15 protein-coding genes are annotated in these 19579 nt (G+C 62.3%); 9 read left to right on the top strand and 6 right to left on the bottom strand.

Features of this window, described 5'->3' with window-relative positions:
• Genes V476_RS19735 through V476_RS19705 form a run of 7 tightly spaced genes read left to right on the top strand, consistent with a single transcriptional unit; the run spans position 1 to position 10782 of the window.
• Positions 1 to 945: a DUF58 domain-containing protein gene (locus V476_RS19735; RefSeq protein WP_003318876.1), complete on the top strand. Its 945-nt coding sequence runs from the start codon at positions 1 to 3 to the stop codon at positions 943 to 945.
• Positions 942 to 1436, top strand: a complete 495-nt coding sequence (locus V476_RS19730) for a DUF4381 domain-containing protein (protein ID WP_003390705.1) — start codon at positions 942 to 944, stop codon at positions 1434 to 1436. The genes V476_RS19735 and V476_RS19730 overlap by 4 nt, the downstream gene beginning before the upstream one ends.
• Positions 1429 to 2487, top strand: coding sequence for a vWA domain-containing protein (locus V476_RS19725; protein ID WP_003390707.1), 1059 nt, complete (start codon positions 1429 to 1431; stop codon positions 2485 to 2487). Before V476_RS19730 ends, V476_RS19725 begins: the two co-directional genes overlap by 8 nt.
• Complete coding sequence (locus V476_RS19720; RefSeq protein ID WP_024959160.1) at positions 2484 to 4202, top strand: VWA domain-containing protein; 1719 nt, start codon at positions 2484 to 2486, stop codon at positions 4200 to 4202. Before V476_RS19725 ends, V476_RS19720 begins: the two co-directional genes overlap by 4 nt.
• Positions 4199 to 5857 carry a BatD family protein gene (locus V476_RS19715; RefSeq protein WP_024959159.1) on the top strand — a complete coding sequence of 553 codons (1659 nt, stop codon included), beginning with the start codon at positions 4199 to 4201 and terminating at the stop codon, positions 5855 to 5857. Before V476_RS19720 ends, V476_RS19715 begins: the two co-directional genes overlap by 4 nt.
• A gap of 39 nt (positions 5858 to 5896) precedes the next feature.
• Positions 5897 to 7141 (top strand): exonuclease SbcCD subunit D C-terminal domain-containing protein, encoded by a 1245-nt coding sequence (locus V476_RS19710; protein ID WP_003406534.1) that lies wholly within the window; start codon positions 5897 to 5899, stop codon positions 7139 to 7141.
• Positions 7138 to 10782, top strand: a complete 3645-nt coding sequence (locus tag V476_RS19705; RefSeq protein WP_024959158.1) for an AAA family ATPase — start codon at positions 7138 to 7140, stop codon at positions 10780 to 10782. Before V476_RS19710 ends, V476_RS19705 begins: the two co-directional genes overlap by 4 nt.
• Before the next feature lie 439 nt (positions 10783 to 11221).
• Here the strand turns inward: V476_RS19705 and V476_RS19700 are convergent, their stop codons facing one another.
• From V476_RS19700 to V476_RS19680, 5 genes are all read right to left on the bottom strand, one after another.
• Complete coding sequence (locus tag V476_RS19700) at positions 11222 to 11404, bottom strand: hypothetical protein (RefSeq protein WP_024959157.1); 183 nt, start codon at positions 11402 to 11404, stop codon at positions 11222 to 11224.
• Positions 11405 to 11574: 170 nt separating this feature from the next.
• On the bottom strand, positions 11575 to 12747 hold the full coding sequence (locus V476_RS19695) for a lactonase family protein (RefSeq protein WP_003423190.1): 1173 nt from the start codon (positions 12745 to 12747) through the stop codon (positions 11575 to 11577).
• A gap of 80 nt (positions 12748 to 12827) precedes the next feature.
• Positions 12828 to 13112, bottom strand: coding sequence for a DUF5629 family protein (locus V476_RS19690; protein WP_003390727.1), 285 nt, complete (start codon positions 13110 to 13112; stop codon positions 12828 to 12830).
• Positions 13113 to 13247: 135 nt separating this feature from the next.
• A complete protein-coding gene (araD1, locus tag V476_RS19685; protein WP_004418549.1) occupies positions 13248 to 14240 on the bottom strand; it encodes an AraD1 family protein in 993 nt (330 codons plus the stop codon).
• Between the two features lie 35 nt (positions 14241 to 14275).
• Positions 14276 to 15589, bottom strand: a complete 1314-nt coding sequence (locus V476_RS19680) for an MFS transporter (RefSeq protein WP_024959156.1) — start codon at positions 15587 to 15589, stop codon at positions 14276 to 14278.
• Between the two features lie 214 nt (positions 15590 to 15803).
• Here V476_RS19680 and V476_RS19675 point away from each other — a divergent pair, with 214 nt between their 5' ends.
• Positions 15804 to 17546: an IlvD/Edd family dehydratase gene (locus V476_RS19675; RefSeq protein WP_003318618.1), complete on the top strand. Its 1743-nt coding sequence runs from the start codon at positions 15804 to 15806 to the stop codon at positions 17544 to 17546.
• A gap of 95 nt (positions 17547 to 17641) precedes the next feature.
• Positions 17642 to 18355 (top strand): FadR/GntR family transcriptional regulator, encoded by a 714-nt coding sequence (locus tag V476_RS19670; RefSeq protein WP_003318617.1) that lies wholly within the window; start codon positions 17642 to 17644, stop codon positions 18353 to 18355.
• A gap of 19 nt (positions 18356 to 18374) precedes the next feature.
• Here the strand turns inward: V476_RS19670 and V476_RS19665 are convergent, their stop codons facing one another.
• On the bottom strand, positions 18375 to 19571 hold the full coding sequence (locus V476_RS19665) for a tetracycline resistance MFS efflux pump (RefSeq protein ID WP_003423180.1): 1197 nt from the start codon (positions 19569 to 19571) through the stop codon (positions 18375 to 18377).
• Positions 19572 to 19579 lie beyond the last annotated feature (8 nt).

Here is a 19579-nt window from a genome sequence, read left to right as displayed (position 1 = left end):
ATGCAACCCTACCTGATCCCCCAGCCGGGCATCCGCGTCAGCCTCAGCGAGCTGATCGAGATGCGTCATCGGGTGCGGGAAGTGCAGCTGTTTTCCACCCCAAGCCAGCGCAGCCCGCTGATCGGCCTGCACCACTCCAAGCTGCGCGGACGTGGCGTGGACTTCGATCAGGTAAGGGTCTATCAGGCCGGTGACGACGTGCGCAGCATCGACTGGCGCGTGACGGCACGCACGCAGGAGCCGCACACCAAACTGTTCCATGAGGAACGCGAGCGGCCCATTTTCATTCTGGTGGAACAGAGCCGACGGCTGTTCTTCGGCTCCGGCCTGATGTTCAAGTCGGTACTCGCGGCTCAGGCGGCCGCGCTGATCGGCTGGGCGGCGCTGGAACACAACGACCGGGTCGGCGGGTTGGTGTTCGGCGATAACGAACACTACGAGATCAAGCCGCGACGCAGCAAACAAAGCCTGCTGCAGTTGCTCAACCGGCTGGTACGGGTCAATCAGTCGCTGCATACCGAGATTCCGCCAGACCGCGATGCGTTCGGTACTGCGCTGCGTCGCGCGCGGGAAGTGCTGCGCCCCGGCAGTCTGGTCATCGTCCTGTGCGACGAGCGCGCCCTGTCCGATGCCGCAGAACAACAACTGAGCCTGCTGTCTCGCCACAGCGACCTGCTGTTGCTGCCGCTGTCCGACCCGCTGGACCGGGCTCTGCCCGCTGCCGGTTTGCTGCGTTTTGCCGAACGCGGAGCGCAACTGGAGATCGACACCCTCAACCCCGAACTGCGCCGCGCCTACCGGCAACAGGGCGAGGAGCGCACGGCGCGTTGGGAGTTGCTGGCGCAGAAGCTGCGGGTATTGCTCATGCCATTGAGCACCCAGGCGGAGCTCGTCGAACAACTGCGCGAATACCTCAATGCGCGTCGTCCGGTGAAGCGCAAATGAATCCCCTCGATCAGCTGGAGCCGCTGATTGCGCCCGACGCCGTCGGCTTCTGGCCGCTTGCGCCGGGCTGGTGGCTGCTGCTGTTGCTAATCCCCGTGGCAGGCTGGGGCCTGTGGCGCTTGCGTAAACTGTTGCCGGTCAAGGCCCGCAAAGTGCGCAGCGAACAGCCGCTGGACCCGGTTCGCCTCGCCGCGCTGGCGGAACTGGCCAGCCTGCCGAAACCCTACGACGGCGCGCCGGCCGGTGCCTGGCTGCAGCAGATCAACGGCCTGCTCAAACGCCTGTGCCGTAACCATTACCCGCACAGCCAGAGCCATACCCTCAACGGCCGCAAATGGCTGGCGTTCCTCGACAACCGCTGCCCGGCTGCCGGCCTGACGCGCTGGATGATTCTGGTCGAAGGCGCGTACAAGCCCGAGTGCAAACTGGACGACAAGGCCATCACCGGCCTGACTCAGGCGGTCGATACCTGGATCCGCAAACATGTTTGAGTTCGCCTGGCCGTGGGTCTTCGCCCTGCTGCCATTGCCATGGCTGATGCGCGCCCTGCTGCCCATGGCCGACAGTGGCGAGCCGGCGCTCAAGGTCAGCTTTCTCAGTGAACTCGAAGGCCTGAGCGGTCGCCGCGCCAAAGCCAACCTACCGGTGTGGAGACAGCGTGCGCCGTTTCTGTTGATCTGGCTGTTGCTGCTGATCGCCACAGCGCGACCGCAATGGCTGGGCGAGCCACTGCCGGTAGCTGCCAGTGGCCGCGACCTGCTGGTGGCGGTCGACGTGTCCGGCTCTATGGACTACCCGGACATGCAATGGAAAAGCGATGAGGTCAGCCGGCTGGTGCTGGTGCAACAACTGCTCGGTGACTTTCTCGAAGGCCGCAAGGGCGACAGGGTCGGCCTGATCCTGTTCGGCACCCAGGCGTTTGTCCAGGCGCCACTGACCTATGACCGCCGCACTGTGCGGGTCTGGCTCGACGAGGCGAGGATAGGCATTGCCGGCAAGAACACCGCACTGGGCGATGCCATCGGCCTGGCCCTGAAACGTCTGCGTATGCGTCCGGCCACCAGTCGTGCGCTGGTGCTGGTCACCGATGGCGCCAACAACGCCGGTCAGATCGATCCGATCACCGCCGCACGGCTGGCTGCCGAAGAAGGCGTAAAAATCTACCCCATCGGCATCGGCTCGGACCCGGACAAGGACGCGCTGCAAAGCGTGCTGGGCCTCAACCCCAGCCTTGATCTGGACGAACCGACGCTCAAGGAAATCGCCAGCCTCAGCGGTGGCCAGTATTTCCGCGCGCGCGATGGCGACCAGCTGGAAAAAATCCGCGCCACCCTCGATGCCCTAGAGCCGGTCGCACAGCAGCCCACCCAGGCGCGCCCGGCGCAAGCACTTTATCAATGGCCACTGGCGACAGCGCTGCTATTGAGTGTGCTGCTGGTGCTGCGTGAGTTGTGGCCGAACAACGCAGTACAACGCCTCCTGACGGCGGTGCGTTCTATTAACTGGCGAGAGCGCTGCAAAAGCCTGTGGAGGTCGCGATGATCAGCGGGCTCTGGCCGCACTGGTTTCGCCCGGAATGGCTGCTGATCACGCCCTTGCTGGCGCTGCTTATCTGGCGACTCTGGCACCGGCAGAAACGCGCCGGACGCTGGCAAATGCTGCTGCCCACTCACTTTCATGAGGTGTTGCTCAACGGTGGGCGCGGCAGCAACAGCAAACTGCCATGGGTCGCGCTGGGGCTCGCCTGGTTGCTGGCCCTTTTCGCCTTGCTGGGCCCCAGTTGGCAGCGCGTCGAACAGATCAGCCAGAAGCCGGTCGATCCGCTGGTGGTCATTCTCGAACTCACCCCGCAGATGCTCGCCACCGATACGCCCCCTACCCGCCTGGAACAGGCTAGACGCAAGCTGCTGGACCTGTTGCAAAAACGCAGCGATGCGCAGACCGCCATCGTTGTCTATGCAGGCAGCGCACACACGCTGGTGCCGCTGTCCGATGATCTGGTCACCAGCCACAACCTGCTGGAAGCCATCAGACCGTCGATCATGCCGGTGACCGGCCAGCGCGCCGATCTGGCTGTGCAGAAAGCGCTGCACCTGCTCAAACAGGGCGCATTGGGTCAGGGGCGGATACTGTTGATCACCTCGTCGCTGAGCGAACAGGAACGTCAGGGCATCCGCGCCGCATTGCGCGGAAAATCGCCGCCGCTGTTGATTCTCGGGGTCGGCACGGCCGAAGGCGCGCCGGTCACGCAGGAAAACGGCAGCCTGCTCAAGGATGATCAGGGTGCGATTCTGGTGCCGCGTCTGGACAGTACCAGCCTCAACGACTTCGCCGATCAGGTCGGCGGCAGCTATCGTCAGGCACGCGGCGATGAAGAAGACTTGCGCAGCCTCGGTCTGCTGGCCAGCCCTCGACACATGAGCCGCGACGGCCAGGTCGTGCAACTCGACACCTGGGCTGACCAGGGCCACTGGTTGCTGCTGCCGCTTTTGCTGATCGCGGCACTGGCCGGTCGGCGCGGCTGGCTGTTCTGCCTGCCGCTGATGTTCATGTTTCCGCAGAACAGCCAGGCGTTCGAGTTTCAGGACCTGTGGCTGCGTCCCGATCAACAGGGCCAGCGGCTGCTGGAACAGCATCGGCCAGCCGAGGCAGCGCAGCGCTTCGAAGACTCGCGCTGGAAAGGCGTGGCGTTGTACCAGGCGCAAGACTACGCCAGCGCCGCCCGGCAGTTTGCCGAAGGCAACAGCGCCGCCGACCACTACAATCGTGGCAATGCCCTGGCCCGCAGCGGCGAGCTGGCAGCGGCACTGGATGCCTACGAGCAGGCCCTGGACCGACAGCCCGATTTCCCTGCGGCGCAAACCAATCGGGCGCTGGTGCAAAGCCTGCTGGATCAGGCCAATGAGCAGAAGCCTGCCCAAGACGAACAGAACAAGGCCGATCAGGGCGAAGAAGGTCAGCAGGCGTCGCAAGACCCCAATAGCAGCGCATCGCCTGCCGAGCAGAACCCGTCCCGATCGGATCAACCCGGCACCAGCGAAAGCCTGCCGCCGGACAACAGCGGCAAGGCCGCCTCGGGCGAGTCGACCGACGACGAACAGACTACCCGACCTGCGCTGCAGTCCGCCGACAGCCCCATGACCGGTGAGCGACGTCAGGAACTGGAGCAGTGGTTGAGGCAGATTCCGGATGACCCGGGCGAACTGTTGCGGCGCAAATTTCGCTACGAACAGCAACATCAGGAAAAGAACCGATGAGTCGCGTGTACACCTTATTGATCGGCCTGCTGCTGAGCCTGATCACCTTGTCGCTGCAGGCTGCGCAACTGACCGCCAGCGTTGACCGCACGCGCCTCAACGCCGGGGAGACCGTCGAGCTGACGCTGGAAACCGACGATGTGACGCAGTTCGGCAAGCCGGACATGAGCGCGCTGGAAAGCAGTTTCGAGGTGCGTGATACGCGTCAGCTCAACAGCCTGAAAACCCTGGATGGCAGCAGCCAGGCCACCACGCGCTGGATCGTGACCCTGCTGCCCCGCGAGACCGGAAGCGTGTTGATTCCGTCGCTGCAACTGGGCGAGCTGAAAAGCCAGCCGCTGACCCTGCAGGTCCTGCAGAGCGAGCCCCAGGAACAAAGCAACCATCTGGCATCGATCTTCATCGAAGCGAGCCTGGATCAGGACAGCGTGTATGTTCAGGCTCAGGCCGTGCTGACCCTGCGCGTTTACCACTCGGTGTCACTGTTCGACGACAGTAGCCTGAGCCCGCTGCAAGTGCCGGACGCGCGGGTCGAAAAACTGGGTGATTCGCGCACCTACGAAAAGCTGATCAACGGCGTGCGCCACGGGGTGATCGAGACACGCTACGCGATCTACCCGCAGCAGAGCGGCGTGCTGAAGATACCGGCGCAAGTGTTCAGTGCAACGCTGGTGCAGACGCCTGCCGAGGGTTCGCAAGCCCAGGACGCCAATCCGTTCGGCCCGCAGCCGGGCCGGTCGGTGCGGGTCAAGTCCGCCGAAGTGCCGTTGACCGTCAAGCCCAAGCCTGCCGACTACCCGGCCGATGTCGCCTGGCTGCCGGCACGCAGTATCAATCTGGAAGAAAACTGGAGCCCGGAGCCCGGCACTACGCAGGTCGGCGATTCGCTGACCCGCACCCTGACGCTCAAGGCCGAAGGGCTGGCCGGCGCGCAGCTGCCCCCCTTGCCGCCCACAGAAGTACCCGGCCTGCGGCGTTACCCGGATCAGCCACAACTGCGCAACCTGCCCAGCGAACGCGGCCTGATCGGCACGCGCGAAGAACGCGAGGCCCTAGTGCCCGCCCGCGCCGGCGCAATCGACCTGCCTGCGGTTGAAGTGACCTGGTGGAATACCCGCGAAGATCATCTGGAGCACAGCAGCCTGCCCGCGCGCACCCTGCTGATCAGCGTCAACCCAGGTCTGGCGGTGGACACGCCGGTGAACAACGACACAAACGGCGTGACCGTAATCGGCCCGCCAGTCTGGCCGTGGCAGATGAGCACCTTGCTGCTGGTCTGCACAACATTGCTCGGTTTCGGCCTGTGGTGGCGCGCCCGTGGACAGCCGGCAATCGCCCGGGCCGTGCAGACCGGGCCCAGCCCGCGTACCGTACTCGATGACCTCAAGCGCGCCTGCCTGGCCAACGACCCGCAGGGCACCCGTCAGGCGCTCGACGCCTGGGCACGTCAGCAGCCGGAAACCCTGGCCGAAATGGCCGCGCGTTTCGTGCCGCTGTCCGATGCTCTGGACGGTCTCAACGGTGCGTTGTACAGCGAAACCGGCAAGCTGTGGCTGGGCGAGGACCTCTGGCGCGCGGTGCGCAAGCTGCCCGCCGCCGAACATATTCAGGACCCGGCAGGTGATGCCGGGTTGCCGCCGCTGTATCCCAAATGATGCAGCTCAGGCAACACCCCTATACGACAAGGTAAACCAATGCGTCTGTTTCACACCTCTGACTGGCACCTGGGTCAGAACCTGCACGGCCAGGAGCGGGATTTCGAACACGCCTGCTTTCTGACCTGGCTGCTGGCCCGTCTGGCCGACCGTAAACCGGATGTACTGTTGATCGCGGGCGACATCTTCGACACCGTCAACCCGCCGGTCAAAGCGCAGGAGCGCCTGTACGACTTCATCGTCAACGCCCACGAACAGCAGCCGCTGCTGACCATCGTGATGATCGCGGGCAACCACGACTCCGGCTCGCGTATCGAACTTCCCGCCCCCCTGATGCGCCGCTTGCGCACCCACGCGCTGGGCCGGGTGATGTGGCTGGACGATGGCGTGCTGGATGCCGAACGCCTGCTGTTGCCATTGCCGGACGCCAATGGCGACATCAAGGCCTGGTGCCTGGCGCTGCCCTTTCTGCGTCCCGCCGAAGTCACCGGCCCGACCCTGGGCGATGACTACCTGCGTGGCATCGGCCGGGTGCATGAGTTACTGATCGCGGCGGCTGACCTCAAGCGCCAGCCCGGTCAGGCATTGATCGCCATCAGTCACGCCCACATGGCAGGTGGCTCGGTCTCGGAAGACTCCGAGCGCAGCCTGATCATCGGTAACGCCGAAGCGCTGCCGGCCAGCCTGTTCGGGCCGAGCATCACCTATGTTGCGCTGGGCCATCTGCACAAACCGCAGCGGGTCAACGGCGAAGAGCGCATTCGCTACAGCGGCTCGCCGATCCCGCTGTCCTTTTCGGAAATCAGCTATCAGCACCAGATTCTGGAAATCAATTGCGACGGCGAGACGCTGACCAGTGTCGAGCCGTTGCTGATTCCTCGCGCCGTCAACCTGCAACGCCTCGGGCCTGCGCCATTGGCCGACCTGCTGGTGCAGCTCAAGGCGTTGCCGGACATTGACCTGCTTGCCGACCCGGACCGCCAGCCGTGGCTGGAAGTGCGTGTGCGTCTGGATGAACCCCAGCCGGACCTGCGCAACCAGATCGAAAACGCCCTACAGGGCAAGGCCGTGCGGCTGGTGCGCATCGGTGCCGAATACGCCGGCAAAGGCAGCGCGGACGGCAGCGAGGGTGACGCCACGCTGATCGAACTGGACCAACTCACGCCTCAGGAACTGTTCAGCCGTGCCTGGCAGGACAACTTCGGCAGCGAGGTCGACGAACAGACGCTGACCGATTTCGCCACGCTGCTGCGTGAAGTCCAGCAGGAGAGCGAGCAACCATGAAAATCCTCGCCATTCGCCTGAAAAACCTGGCCTCGCTGGCCGGCCCCTTTGAAATCGATTTCACTGCCGAGCCACTGGCCAGCGCCGGACTGTTCGCCATCACCGGCCCAACCGGCGCGGGCAAAAGCACGCTGCTCGATGCCCTGTGCCTGGCGCTGTTCGGCGCGATTCCGCGGCTGAGCAATATCGGTCAGTCCAAGGTCCCGGACATCGACGGCGACATCACCACCAGCGACCCACGTACCCTGCTGCGCCGTGGCACGGGCAGCGGTTACGCCGAGGTGGACTTCATCGGCATTGATCAGCGGCGTTATCGCGCGCGCTGGGAAACCAATCGCGCGCGCGACAATGCCACTAAAAAGCTGCAGGCCAGCCGCCAGACCCTCACCGATCTGGACAGTGAGCAAATCCTCAGCAACCAGAGCAAACGCGAATTCGAGCAACTGATCGAAAACCGCCTGGGCCTGAACTTCGAACAGTTCACCCGCGCCGTGATGCTTGCCCAGAGCGAGTTCAGCGCGTTCCTCAAGGCGGATGACAAGGAACGCAGCGAACTGCTGGAAAAGCTCACCAACACCGCGATCTACAGCCAGCTCGGTCGCCGCGCCTACAGCAAAAGCAAGGAAGCCGAAGACGCCCTGAAAACCCTGACCGCGCAGGCCAGCAACATCATCCCGCTGGCCCCGGAGCTGCTGGCTGAACTGGAACAACGCCTGAGCGACGCGCAGCAGCAGCTCAAGGCCCATCAGACACAGCAACGGCAACTGGAAATCAAACAGCAGTGGCTCACCGAACTGCACCGCCTGCGTGATGAACAGCTCGCTGCCCAGGAAGCCCTGAACAGTGCGCAACAGGCCTGGGACGACCACAGCGGAGCACGCCAGACCCTCGGCCAGCTTGAGCGCCTGGGCCCGCAGCGCCATCGCTTCGCGCGTCGGGTCACGTTGAATGCTCAGCTTGATCCGCTGGCTGAACAGATTCGCCAGTATCAGCAACAGCAGACCTCGCTGCACGACCAGCAGCAACAGCTGGAAAGCCGCCGTACTCAGGCGCAGACCAGTCTGCTGGAAGCCCAGCAAGCGCACGGCAGCGCCAAACCGTTGTTGCTGCAGGCTTTCGAAGCACAGAACACCCTCAATCACCTGGCCCAGGAACTGGCCAAGGCGTCCGACCTGCACCAGCAAAGCGAGCAGCTCTGCGTTCAGGGCCAGACCAGCCTACAAACCCTGCTCGATCAGCAACAGCAGGTAGCGCAACGTCTTGAGCGTATTGCCGGGCAACTGCAGCACAGCAGCGAACTGGCGCCACTGGCTCAGGCCTGGAGCGCGTGGCGTGACCGCCTGAAGTCCCTCACGCTGATCGCCAATCGTCTCAAGCACGGCCACAGTGAGCTGCCTGCGCTGCAGCAACGTGCCAACGCTGCCGATCAGCAGCTGACCGAGCAACGCAGCGCGTTGGAGTTGCTGTACCGCGAAGCCGATTGCGAAGTGGAGGCAGTGACCGAGCAGGTGCAGATTCTCGGCAGCCTGTTGCAGGACAACCGCAAACAGCAGCGTGCCTTCGAGGAACTGGCCCGTCTGTGGGCCAGTCAGCAGGACGTCGACCGGCAGCTTGCCGACCTCACCCAGCAACAGCAGAGCGCCCAGCAGCAACGCGAACAGCTCAACAGCGAAGGCCTTCGCGTTCGTGATGAACTGACCGTCGCCGAGCAGACCCTGACCGTCACCCGGCAACTGCTGGAGCGCCAACGCCTGGCCCGCAGCGCCAGTGTCGAGGAGTTGCGCGTGCAGTTGCAGGACGACCAGCCCTGCCCGGTCTGCGGCAGCATCGAACACCCCTGGCATCAGCCGGAGGCGCTGCTCGAAAGCCTCACGCAACACGACGACAACGAGCAGGCCAACGCGCAGAAAGCCGTGGACCTGCTGACCGAGCAACGCAATCAGTTGCGTGAACAGGTCGGCGGCGTGATCGCCCGGCAGAAAGAGCTGCTGCGCCAGCATGAGCAGCTCACCGCGCGCCATCAGGCTTTGGCACCGGACCTGGAGTCACATCCCCTCACCGCCCAATTGCTCGACCGCGACGCCGACAAGCGCGACGGCTGGTTGAGCCAGCAATTGAGTCAACTGAGCGAAGTCATCAGCCGTGACGAGCAACGTCAGCAAGCCTTGCTGGCCCTGCAAAAAGACGCTGCCCGCCTGCAGCAGCAGCTTCAGGCAGCGACCGAAGCCAGTCAGACCGCTGCGGGCCATGTTGCCGAGCAGCTCAAGCAACTGGAGGCCGATGGGCAGCGACTGGAAGAGGAACTGACGGCATTCACGCCGCTGGTATCGCCGCAGGTGCTTGAAGGGCTGCGCAGTGATGCATCGGCGACCGTGCTGCAGCTCGAACAGCAGGTGACCCAGCGTCTCGATCAACTGGAGCAGCAACACGAAGAGCAGCAGGAGCAAACCGAGCGCCAGCAGAAGATCGAGAAGCAGCAGGTCGAGCAGCAGACTCGCGTGCATCGCCAGACCGAACTGGCGCAGGAAGTCACCCGACTCGGCGAGCAACGGCTGAACAGTCAGCAGACGCTTGCCGGTCTGCTGGGCGAACACGCGAGCGCAGAGCAATGGCAGCAGGCGCTGGAGCAAACCATCGAGCAGGCCAGACAGGCGGAAAGTCTGGCGGCGCAGGCGCTGCAGGACATCCACAATCAACTGATTCAACTGGCTGCCGAACTCAAGTCCGGACAGCAACAGCAGCAGGCCCTGCAACAGGAACTGGCTGAACTTGATGTGCAGATCAGCGAATGGCGCGCTCAGCATCCGCAGCTCGACGACAGCGCGCTGGATACGTTGCTGACCTACGACGATGCGCATGTCGAGCAACTGCGTGTGCAATTGAGCAGCACCGACAAGGCGCTGGAACAGGCAAAAGTATTGTTGCAGGAACGCGATCAGCGCCTGCAACAGCATCAGGCGCAACACAGTGATCTGACCGACAGTGCGCAACTGGAAGCAGCGCTGCAACAGGCCCATGAACAGTCGGCGCTCAGTGAGCAGCACTGCGCCGACTTGCGTGCCGAGCTCAGTGAAGATCAGCGTCGCCGCAACGCCAACAGCGAACTGCAGGCGCGCATCGCCGATGCCAACAGCGAATACCTGCGCTGGGCACGTCTGGCGTCGTTGATCGGCTCGGCAGAAGGCGACAGGTTTCGCAAAATCGCCCAGGCCTACAACCTGGATCTGCTGGTCCACCACGCCAATGCGCAGCTCAGGCAACTGGTGCGCCGTTACCGCCTGAAACGCGGCGGCAGCATGCTCGGCCTGCTGGTCATGGACACGGAAATGGGCGACGAACTGCGCTCGGTTCATTCGCTGTCCGGCGGGGAAACCTTCCTTGTCTCGCTGGCACTGGCGCTGGGCCTCGCCTCGATGGCATCCAGCACCTTGCGCATCGAGTCACTGTTCATCGACGAAGGCTTCGGCAGCCTCGACCCGGAGTCACTGCAACTGGCGATGGACGCCCTCGACGGCCTGCAGGCGCAGGGTCGCAAGGTCGGCGTGATTTCCCACGTGCAGGAAATGCACGAACGAATCCCGGTGCAGATCAAGGTGCGTCGTCAGGGCAACGGATTGAGCACCATCGAGGTGGGGCACTGAGAGACCTGTGACGCGGAACGTGAGGCACGGCAGTTGGTTGTCGTTCCTCACGCTCCGCGTCGGAATGCCGTTCTGGACGCTCTGCGTCCGCTCTTGAATGTTGTGCCACCAGCGCTTTCGCGAACAGGCTCGCCTGGCAGTCTTCAGCTTTTGATTCTGCCCGGGAGGGCGTAGGAGTGGACCGGGCGACGCTTCGCTTGTTCGCGAAAGGGACGTTAAATTCAGAGAAAATGTAGCGCCCGAAGTACCGCCTTCGCGAACAAGTTCGCTCCTACGCCCGCTGGGCAGAAGCCTTGTTTCCAGGCGTGGATATGCCGCCACCAGCGCTTTCGCGAACAGGCTCGCCTGACATTCCGTGCATGGTCTGCCACGCATTGGGCAGTAAGTCGCAGGGACCTGTGTGGGCGAACATGCTCGCGAAAGCGTGACGGCTGATCAATCACTGGGCGGATTTGTGTTCCAGCGCTGCGTAGAAATTAGCGCTTTGTTGCAGGTATTTGGTTGTGTACGTCTGAGTCGCATGAGCTTTCTTGTCGTTCACTTCGACACTGGCGCTGGCCGGGAGAGCGACGCTTGCCGAGATAGCAGATGCAGCGATGATGGAGAAAAGATTGAAATTCATGTCGGTCACCCCTCTTGCTTTACGCTGGTTTGAAGTCCTGACCGTTATGGCCGTGACTCAAACTTACGCCCGAGGGTGGTTCAGCAGAAATCTTTTGTAGCACTAACCCATATCATCAAGAATGATAACGGCTCCAGCCCTTATATCGTAAGGGCTGGAGCCGGGGCGGCTTACTTGTCAGTCAGAAAACGCAGGTAAGAAGGTGCATCTGCGTCGAATTTCTGTACCGTTTCACCGATCTTCCCGCTCTGCGGATCACGGCGAACGGTCACGATCTGGTTGCTCTTCTGATTGGCGAACAGCATGAACTGACCGGTCGGATCGAATGCGAACTCGCGGGGCTCCTTGCCTTCCAGGGAACGACGCTGAATTTCTTCAAGCTTGCCGCTGGCCTGATCGATGCGGAACACCACAACCTGATTCGCGTCACCCCGATTGGTCACGTACAGAAACTTGCCATCCGGTGAAGTGTGCAAGGCGCCACCACCGTTTTTCTCGTCCACGCCCTTGTTCTTCATGTCGACCAGTTGGGTCTGCTTGAAGGCGCCGTCATGGTAGTCGAACACCGCCACCTGAGCCGTCATCTCCAGTACCAGCCAGGCATGTTTGCCATCGCCACTGAAGAGGGTATGACGGGGTCCGGAACCGCCCGGCAACTGCACGAACGGTACCTTGGCTGGCTGCAACGGCTTGGCCTGGCTTGCGTCGTAGTGATACACGAACAGCTTGTCAGCGCCCAGGTCGGCAGTCACCACGTACTTGTCATCCGGGGTCGGTACGGCCAGGTGCACATGCGACGACATCTGCCGCTCACTGTTCACCTTGCTTCCAGGACCCAGCGGCAGCACCTGAACGGCTTCGCTCAACGTGCCGTCCTTGCCCACCGGCACCACGGTCAGCGCGCCGCCCGGGTCAGGGTTTACGGCGTAGTTGGCCACGAACAGGTAGCGGCCGTCGTAGCTAAGGCTGGAGTGCGTCGGTTCTTCACCGCGGCTTTGAACCTGATTGATCGGCGTGATCTGACGGGTTTTCGGGTCGATCGCGAAGCTGCTGACCTTACCGACCGCGTCTTTTTGTCCAGGGCCGTTTTCATTGACCGCGAACAGATAGCGCTGGTCTCTGGAGACGGTCAGCCAGGACGGGTTTTCGGCCTTGACCACTTGCAACGGCTTGGCATCGATCATCCCGGTTTTGCTGTCGAAGGCAAAACGATAGATCCCTTCACTCTTGCCTTGCGTGTAGGAACCTATCAGCAATTCAGTATCGGGCATGGCTTGGGCCTGCAGGGTAAATGCGCTCATGGCACTGGCAATCGCCAGCCACGGCAGAAATTTATGGGGCATGGGGGCATCCCTTGTTATCGAAGTTATTGATGCCTGTTACGGCACTGTCGGGGTCTATGACAGCGCCAGCCCGCATTTACTCAATCCTGCGCGGAATCATCTTCATCGGAGGGGGTAAAGGCATCCAGGCAGATGATCCGGTGATCGGCGTTGCCGTCATTGATCACCCAGCTTTGCAGGGACTCATCGAAGGTCGCAGCCTCGACTTGCGCCTTGGTGAAGCGCCATACCTTGCGCTCGCGGCCGTCCATGCATTCGACGTTCAGTTCCTCGCCCAGAGAGAAATCCCAGGCGTGCAGACCGTCGATTTCCAGCATGGTGGAGGCTTCGAGTGCGGCGAGCAGTGTGGTGGGTGTGGTAGTCATGAAATTCATCCAGCCAGCAAAAGCGCGAATGATAGGGCAAAAGGCAGGCGCAGATACAGTCGGAGCGCAAGTAGAGCCGTACCAGCGCCGAGCGCTGGTACGGTGGGCAATCAAACAGGTACGGCGCGTTTGTGCTTACAGCTTGCCGATGCCGCCCGGCTGGAACACTGGCTCGCTCGGTGCCAGGCCATTGACCAGCGGCTTACCGAACTCGGCCTGACTGATCTCGAAACGATCGCCGGGCTGTGTGCGTACGCCATCGGCAAACGACAGGGTCGCGGTGCCGAAGAAATGCACATGCACGTCACCGGGCCTGAGGAACTGTGCGTACTTGAAGTGGTGGTATTCGAGGTTTTCCAGGCTGTGGCACATGTTCGCTTCGCCACTGAGGAATTCTTTCTCCCACAGCACCTTGCCGTCGCGCCAGACCCGGCTGGTGCCCGACAGGCTTTGCGGCAAGTCGCCCACGCGCAACTCCGGCCCGAACGAACAGGCGCGCAGTTTCGAATGCGCCAGATACAGGTAGTTGCGACGCTCCATGACGTGATCGGAGTATTCGTTACCGATGGCGAAGCCCAGGCGATAAGGCTTGCGGTCATGACCGATGACGTACAGGCCGCTCAGCTCGGGCTCTTCCCCGCCGTCTTCGGCAAAGGGCGGCAACGAAAACGAATGTCCGGGGCGCACGACAATGCTGCCGTCACCCTTGTAGAACCACTCGGGCTGAACACCGGCCTGCCCCGCCGCCGGCTTGCCGCCTTCGACGCCCCATTTGAAGATACGCATGGTATCGGTCATCGAGGCTTCATCGCCGGACTGCTGGTGCATCTTGTCGCGTGCCGACGCACTGCCCAGATGGGTCAGCCCGGTGCCACTGACCAGCAGGTGCGCCGGATCAGGATGGTCGAGCGGCGGCAGGATCCGCAGCTCCTCAAGCAACTGTGAATAGTCATGCGTTTCGCCAACGCCCCGCTGCTCGACCTGATGCGCCAGCGCCGAACCCGCCTCGATCGCCGCCAGCGCCAGCTCGCGAACACTCTCGACGCCCTGGACCTCACGCACCTGGTCACCGTCGACCAGACCGACCCGACGCTGACCGTCGCTCAATTCAAACTGTACTAACCGCATGAAATTCTCCTTTCAGATAATGGGCCGCTGAAAACCTATCTCGCCTTGGCACTCGCCGCGAAGTCGGACACTGGCAGCACATGCTTGCGCTCCAGCACGTGATAAACGATGCCGGTCAGCAGCAGCCCGAAGACCATCACGCCCGACAGGAAATAGAGGCCCGATGCCAGGCTGCCGGTGATTTCTTTCAACGCACCGATCACGAACGGCCCAATGTAGCCGCCCAGGTTGCCGACCGAATTGATCAGCGCGATACCGGCTGCGGCACTGGCACCGGCAAAGAACCGTCCTGGCAAGGTCCAGAACACCGCCGTGCAGGAAAACAGTGCGAACGCCACGACGCACAATGCAGCCAGCTGCGCCACCGGCATGGTCAGCCAGGCGCTGCAGAACAGGCCGATGGCGCCCAGTACATACAGCACGGCCAAATGCCCGTAACGATCGTTGAGGCGATCGGAACTGCGCGGCACGATCAGCAGACCGATGATGCCGAAAATGTACGGCACCGACGACACGAAGCCAGTGGTCAGGTCACTCCCGCCAAACTGTTTGATCAGCGTCGGCAGCCACAGGCCCAGACCGTAGATGCTCAAGGTCACCGGCAGGTAGAACAGCGCCAGAAGCAAAACACGCTTGTCTTTCAGGGCATGCAACGGATTGCCGTGACGAGTCTGGCCGTACTCTTCAAGATCCTTTTTCAGCTCACCGGTCAGCCAGTCCTTCTCGGCCTGGTCCATCCATTTGACCTGCTGCGGACCATCCGGCAACCAGCGCAGCACCGGCCAGGTCAGCAGAATCGCCGGCGTGCCGATGACGATGAACAGCCACTGCCAGCCATGCAGGCCGAGTATGCCGTCCATGCCCAGCAAACCACCGGAAACGGGCCCGGTGATCATCATGGCGATGGGTTGCGAGAGGATGAAAAGGCCAAGGATCTTGCCGCGATGGCGCACCGGAAACCACTGGGTGATGTAGTACAGCACACCGGGGAAGAAGCCCGCCTCGGCAGCGCCCAGCAGAAACCGCATCACGTAGAAGCTGTGCGGCCCCTGGACGAAGGCCATGCCGATGGTGATCGCGCCCCAGGTGATCATGATCCGCGCGAACCAGCGGCGTGCGCCGAAACGCTCGAGCATCAGGTTGCTGGGGATCTCCAGCAGGAAGTAACCGATGAAGAACAGTCCGGCACCCAGCCCGTAGGCGGCGTCGCCGATACCGATGTCCGCGCCCATATGCAACTTGGCAAAGCCCACGGCAGAGCGGTCTACATAAGCGATCAGGTACAGCAGGATAAGGAAAGGAATCAGTTTCAGCGTGATGCGGCGTATAAGCCGCAGTTCCTGGCTCATGTAGGCGGTCTCCCATTGTTTTTGTTATGGAACCTGCGGGGATCGCCTCTGTGCCTGGGGGCTGAATAACACTGCACATGCGCCAGGATGATCCCTCGTCTGCGGCTGACTATATAGTAATACTATTTAAACTGACAACTCTTCCAATACGCGTTTTTTAGGCTTACCTTAGCCAGCAGTATCGCCATTAAGTCTTACAATAAGAGAGCCGATCATGTCTGACTCCGATAAAAAACCGACCCTCCGTTCTGCCCAGTGGTTTGGCACTGCCGACAAGAATGGCTTCATGTACCGCAGCTGGATGAAGAATCAGGGCATTGCCGACCACCAGTTTCAGGGCAAGCCGATCATCGGCATCTGCAATACCTGGTCGGAGTTGACCCCCTGCAACGCGCATTTCCGGCAGATCGCCGAGCATGTCAAACGTGGCGTGATCGAAGCAGGCGGCTGGCCGGTGGAGTTTCCGGTGTTCTCCAACGGCGAATCCAACCTGCGCCCTACCGCAATGTTCACCCGCAACCTGGCGAGCATGGACGTTGAAGAAGCGATTCGCGGCAACCCCATCGATGGCGTCGTGCTGTTGACCGGTTGTGACAAGACCACCCCTGCCCTGTTGATGGGGGCTGCCAGTTGCGACATCCCCGCCATCGTCGTTACCGGCGGACCGATGCTCAACGGCAAGCATGAAGGCAAGGACATCGGCGCCGGCACCATCGTCTGGCAGATGCACGAGTCCTACAAGGCCGGGACCATCAGCCTGGATGAATTCCTCTCCGCCGAAGCCGGCATGTCGCGTTCGGCTGGCACCTGCAACACCATGGGCACGGCGTCGACCATGGCCTGCATGGCCGAAGCGCTGGGCACTTCGCTGCCGCACAACGCGGCCATTCCGGCGGTGGATTCGCGGCGTTACGTGCTGGCCCACATGTCCGGCATGCGTGCCGTCGACATGGTCCGCGAAGACCTGCGCCTGTCGAAGATTCTCACCAAGGCAGCTTTCGAAAACGCCATCCGGGTCAACGCGGCCATCGGTGGCTCGACCAACGCCGTCATCCACTTGAAAGCCATCGCCGGACGCATCGGCGTCGATCTGGACCTGGATGACTGGTCACGCATGGGCCGTGGCATGCCGACCATCGTCGACCTGCAACCTTCCGGGCGCTTCCTGATGGAAGAGTTCTATTACGCCGGCGGCCTGCCCGCCGTGCTGCGCCGCATGAACGAAGCCAGGCTGCTGCCCAACCCGGATGCCTTGACCGTCAATGGCAAGAGCATTGGCGAAAACACCTGTAACTCACCGATCTATGGTGAAGATCAGGTGATCCGCGCGCTGGATAACCCGATCCGCGCCGACGGCGGGATTTGCGTGCTGCGCGGCAACCTCGCGCCGCTGGGTGCCGTGCTCAAGCCCTCGGCCGCGACACCGGCACTGATGCAGCACCGTGGCCGCGCAGTGGTGTTCGAGAATTTCGAGATGTACAAATCGCGAATCAACGATCCGGATCTGGACATTGATGCCAACTCGGTCATGGTGCTCAAGAACTGCGGCCCCAAGGGCTATCCGGGCATGGCCGAGGTCGGCAACATGGGCTTGCCAGCCAAGCTGCTGGCGCAGGGCGTGACTGACATGGTGCGCATTTCCGATGCGCGCATGAGCGGCACGGCTTACGGCACAGTGGTTCTGCATGTGGCGCCGGAAGCCGCAGCGGGCGGACCGCTGGCGGTGGTCAAGGAAGGCGACTGGATCGAGCTGGACTGCGCTGGCGGGCGTCTGCATCTGGACATCCCGGAAGCCGAACTGGCCGCGCGCCTCGCCGACTGGCAGGCTCCGCCTCAACTGCTGCTGGGTGGCTATCGCCAGCTGTACGTAGACCGGGTGATGCAGGCGGATCAGGGCTGTGATTTCGACTTCCTGGTCGGTTGCAGAGGCTCCGAAGTGCCCCGCCACTCGCACTGACAAAAGCGGCGGTTTGCCTGACTCAGGCAGCCGCCGCAAGTGTTACGCAATGGTATGATGCCCAGCAATTACCGCCAGGACCGACCAGCGTTCCCATGGATTATCGAAAGCCTTCCGACCGAAAAAGCATGCACGCCCGTATCGTCCAGGAACTGGGCATGCAAATCGTGTCCGGCCGTTTCAAGCCTGACGAAAAGCTGCCTGCCGAAGCGCTGCTCTGCGAAGAGTACGCCGTCAGCCGCCCGGTCCTGCGCGAAGCGACACGGGTTCTGGTGGCCAAGGGTCTGGTTTATTCGCGTCCGCGTGTGGGCACGGTAGTCAAGGCGCGTCGCGAATGGCATCTGCTGGACCCGGACGTGCTGCACTGGGTCATGCAAAGCTCGCCGCAGAATGAGTTCTTCCATCTGCTGACCAGCGTACGCGCGGTCATCGAGCCAGCGGTTGCCGCACTGGCAGCGCAGCATGCCACCGACGCAGAGATCGAGTCGATCCACGAAGCCTATCTGCGCATGGAAGCTGCGCCGACGCCGGAAGACCTGTTGCAACCCGACCTCGACTTCCACAGCCGCATCGCCGACGCCACCCACAACGATCTGCTGGCGCACTTGTGCAACATGCTGTCACTGGCGTTGCGCGAAGCGCTCAAATACTCCAACAAACGCCCTAACCTGCACGAACTGGCCATGCCACGCCACAAGGCGATCCTCACCGCCATCCAGAACCGCGACGCACTGGGCGCACGCCACGCTTCACTGGTGCAACTGGACGATGCACGCAATGCGCTGAGTGTGGTACTCGGCGGAGGCTGATGGGTTGCCAGCGCGAGGATCAACCGTTGCAGGCCGCTGATGTTCTCCCCCTCTGGATGCAGCCTATCGCCAGCACGTACATCAACAGGCTGACTACAAAGGGAGCGCCCAGCCACAGAACATGCTGGCCTGAGCCCAGGTTACCGGCAAATATCAGGGCACCAATCACTGGCGCCAGACCGCCCACCAGACTCAACAGGGACGTCAGCCCGCCTTGCAGCTCGCCCTGGTGCCCCGCCCTGGCATGACGCGAGAGCTCACTGCGCAGTGCCGGCTCGGCAATCAGCCCGACAGCATGGAAACACATCCCTACCACCGTCAGCCAGACGCTTGCAGCGGCCGTATAGAAACCATAACCCAGCAGGCAACAGGCATAACCTGTAACGATGATCCGCTGGTTGGACATGATCGGCGTCAGCTTGCGTACCAGCACGCGCTGCGCGAACGCCATGCCCAGGGCGAGCGCCGCCAATGCGTAAGACACTTCGAGCATGCTCCAGCCATAACGCATCTGATTAGCCAGCACAAAGCAGCTTTGAAATATCCCGTAGGCGAACCACGAGCACGTCGCAGCCAGCAGATACGGCCGCAGGCCTTGCGTACTCCATAGTCCTCGCAGGCTGCCAAACGGGTTGGTTCGCCGCCATTCGAAGGCACGCCGATGCTCGGCCGCAAGGCTCTCCGGTAATCTCATGTAGCCGTACAGCAGATTGATTGCCGCCAGGCCGCCAGCGACCAGAAAGGGCAAGTGCGGTCCATAAGACGCAAGTCCCCCGCCTATCACCGGGCCAAAAACAAGCGCTATGGCGATAACACTGCCCGCGGCACCGTAGAAATGCGTGCGCTGCTCGCCCTCACTGATGTCCGCAATATAGGCCATCGCAGTGGCAATATTGGCGGCAGTGATTCCTGCGATGGCACGGCCTATCAGCAAGACCGTCAGGCTGCCGGCGAAGCCAGCCATCAAATTGCCCAGGCACATGCCGGCCAGCGCCAGAAGCAATATCGGTCGGCGCCCATGGCAATCGCTCAGCGCCCCCAGCAGCGGCGCGCATAGAAACTGCATTGCCGAATAAAGTGTCAGCGCAACGCCCAGCGCCAACGAGACATGCTCGGCAGACGATGGCCAGATAGTCGCGATCAGCGTAGGCATCACAGGGATCGCCAGACCGATGCCAAGCACATCGAGCCCCAATATCAGAAGAATGAATCGCATGGGTGGAC

Origin of the sequence: Pseudomonas syringae KCTC 12500 (assembly GCF_000507185.2) — a bacterium.
Taxonomy (GTDB): Bacteria; Pseudomonadota; Gammaproteobacteria; order Pseudomonadales; family Pseudomonadaceae; genus Aquipseudomonas; species Aquipseudomonas syringae.
Note: the sequence above shows the minus strand (reverse complement) of the source record. Positions and strands in the feature narration are given on the sequence as shown.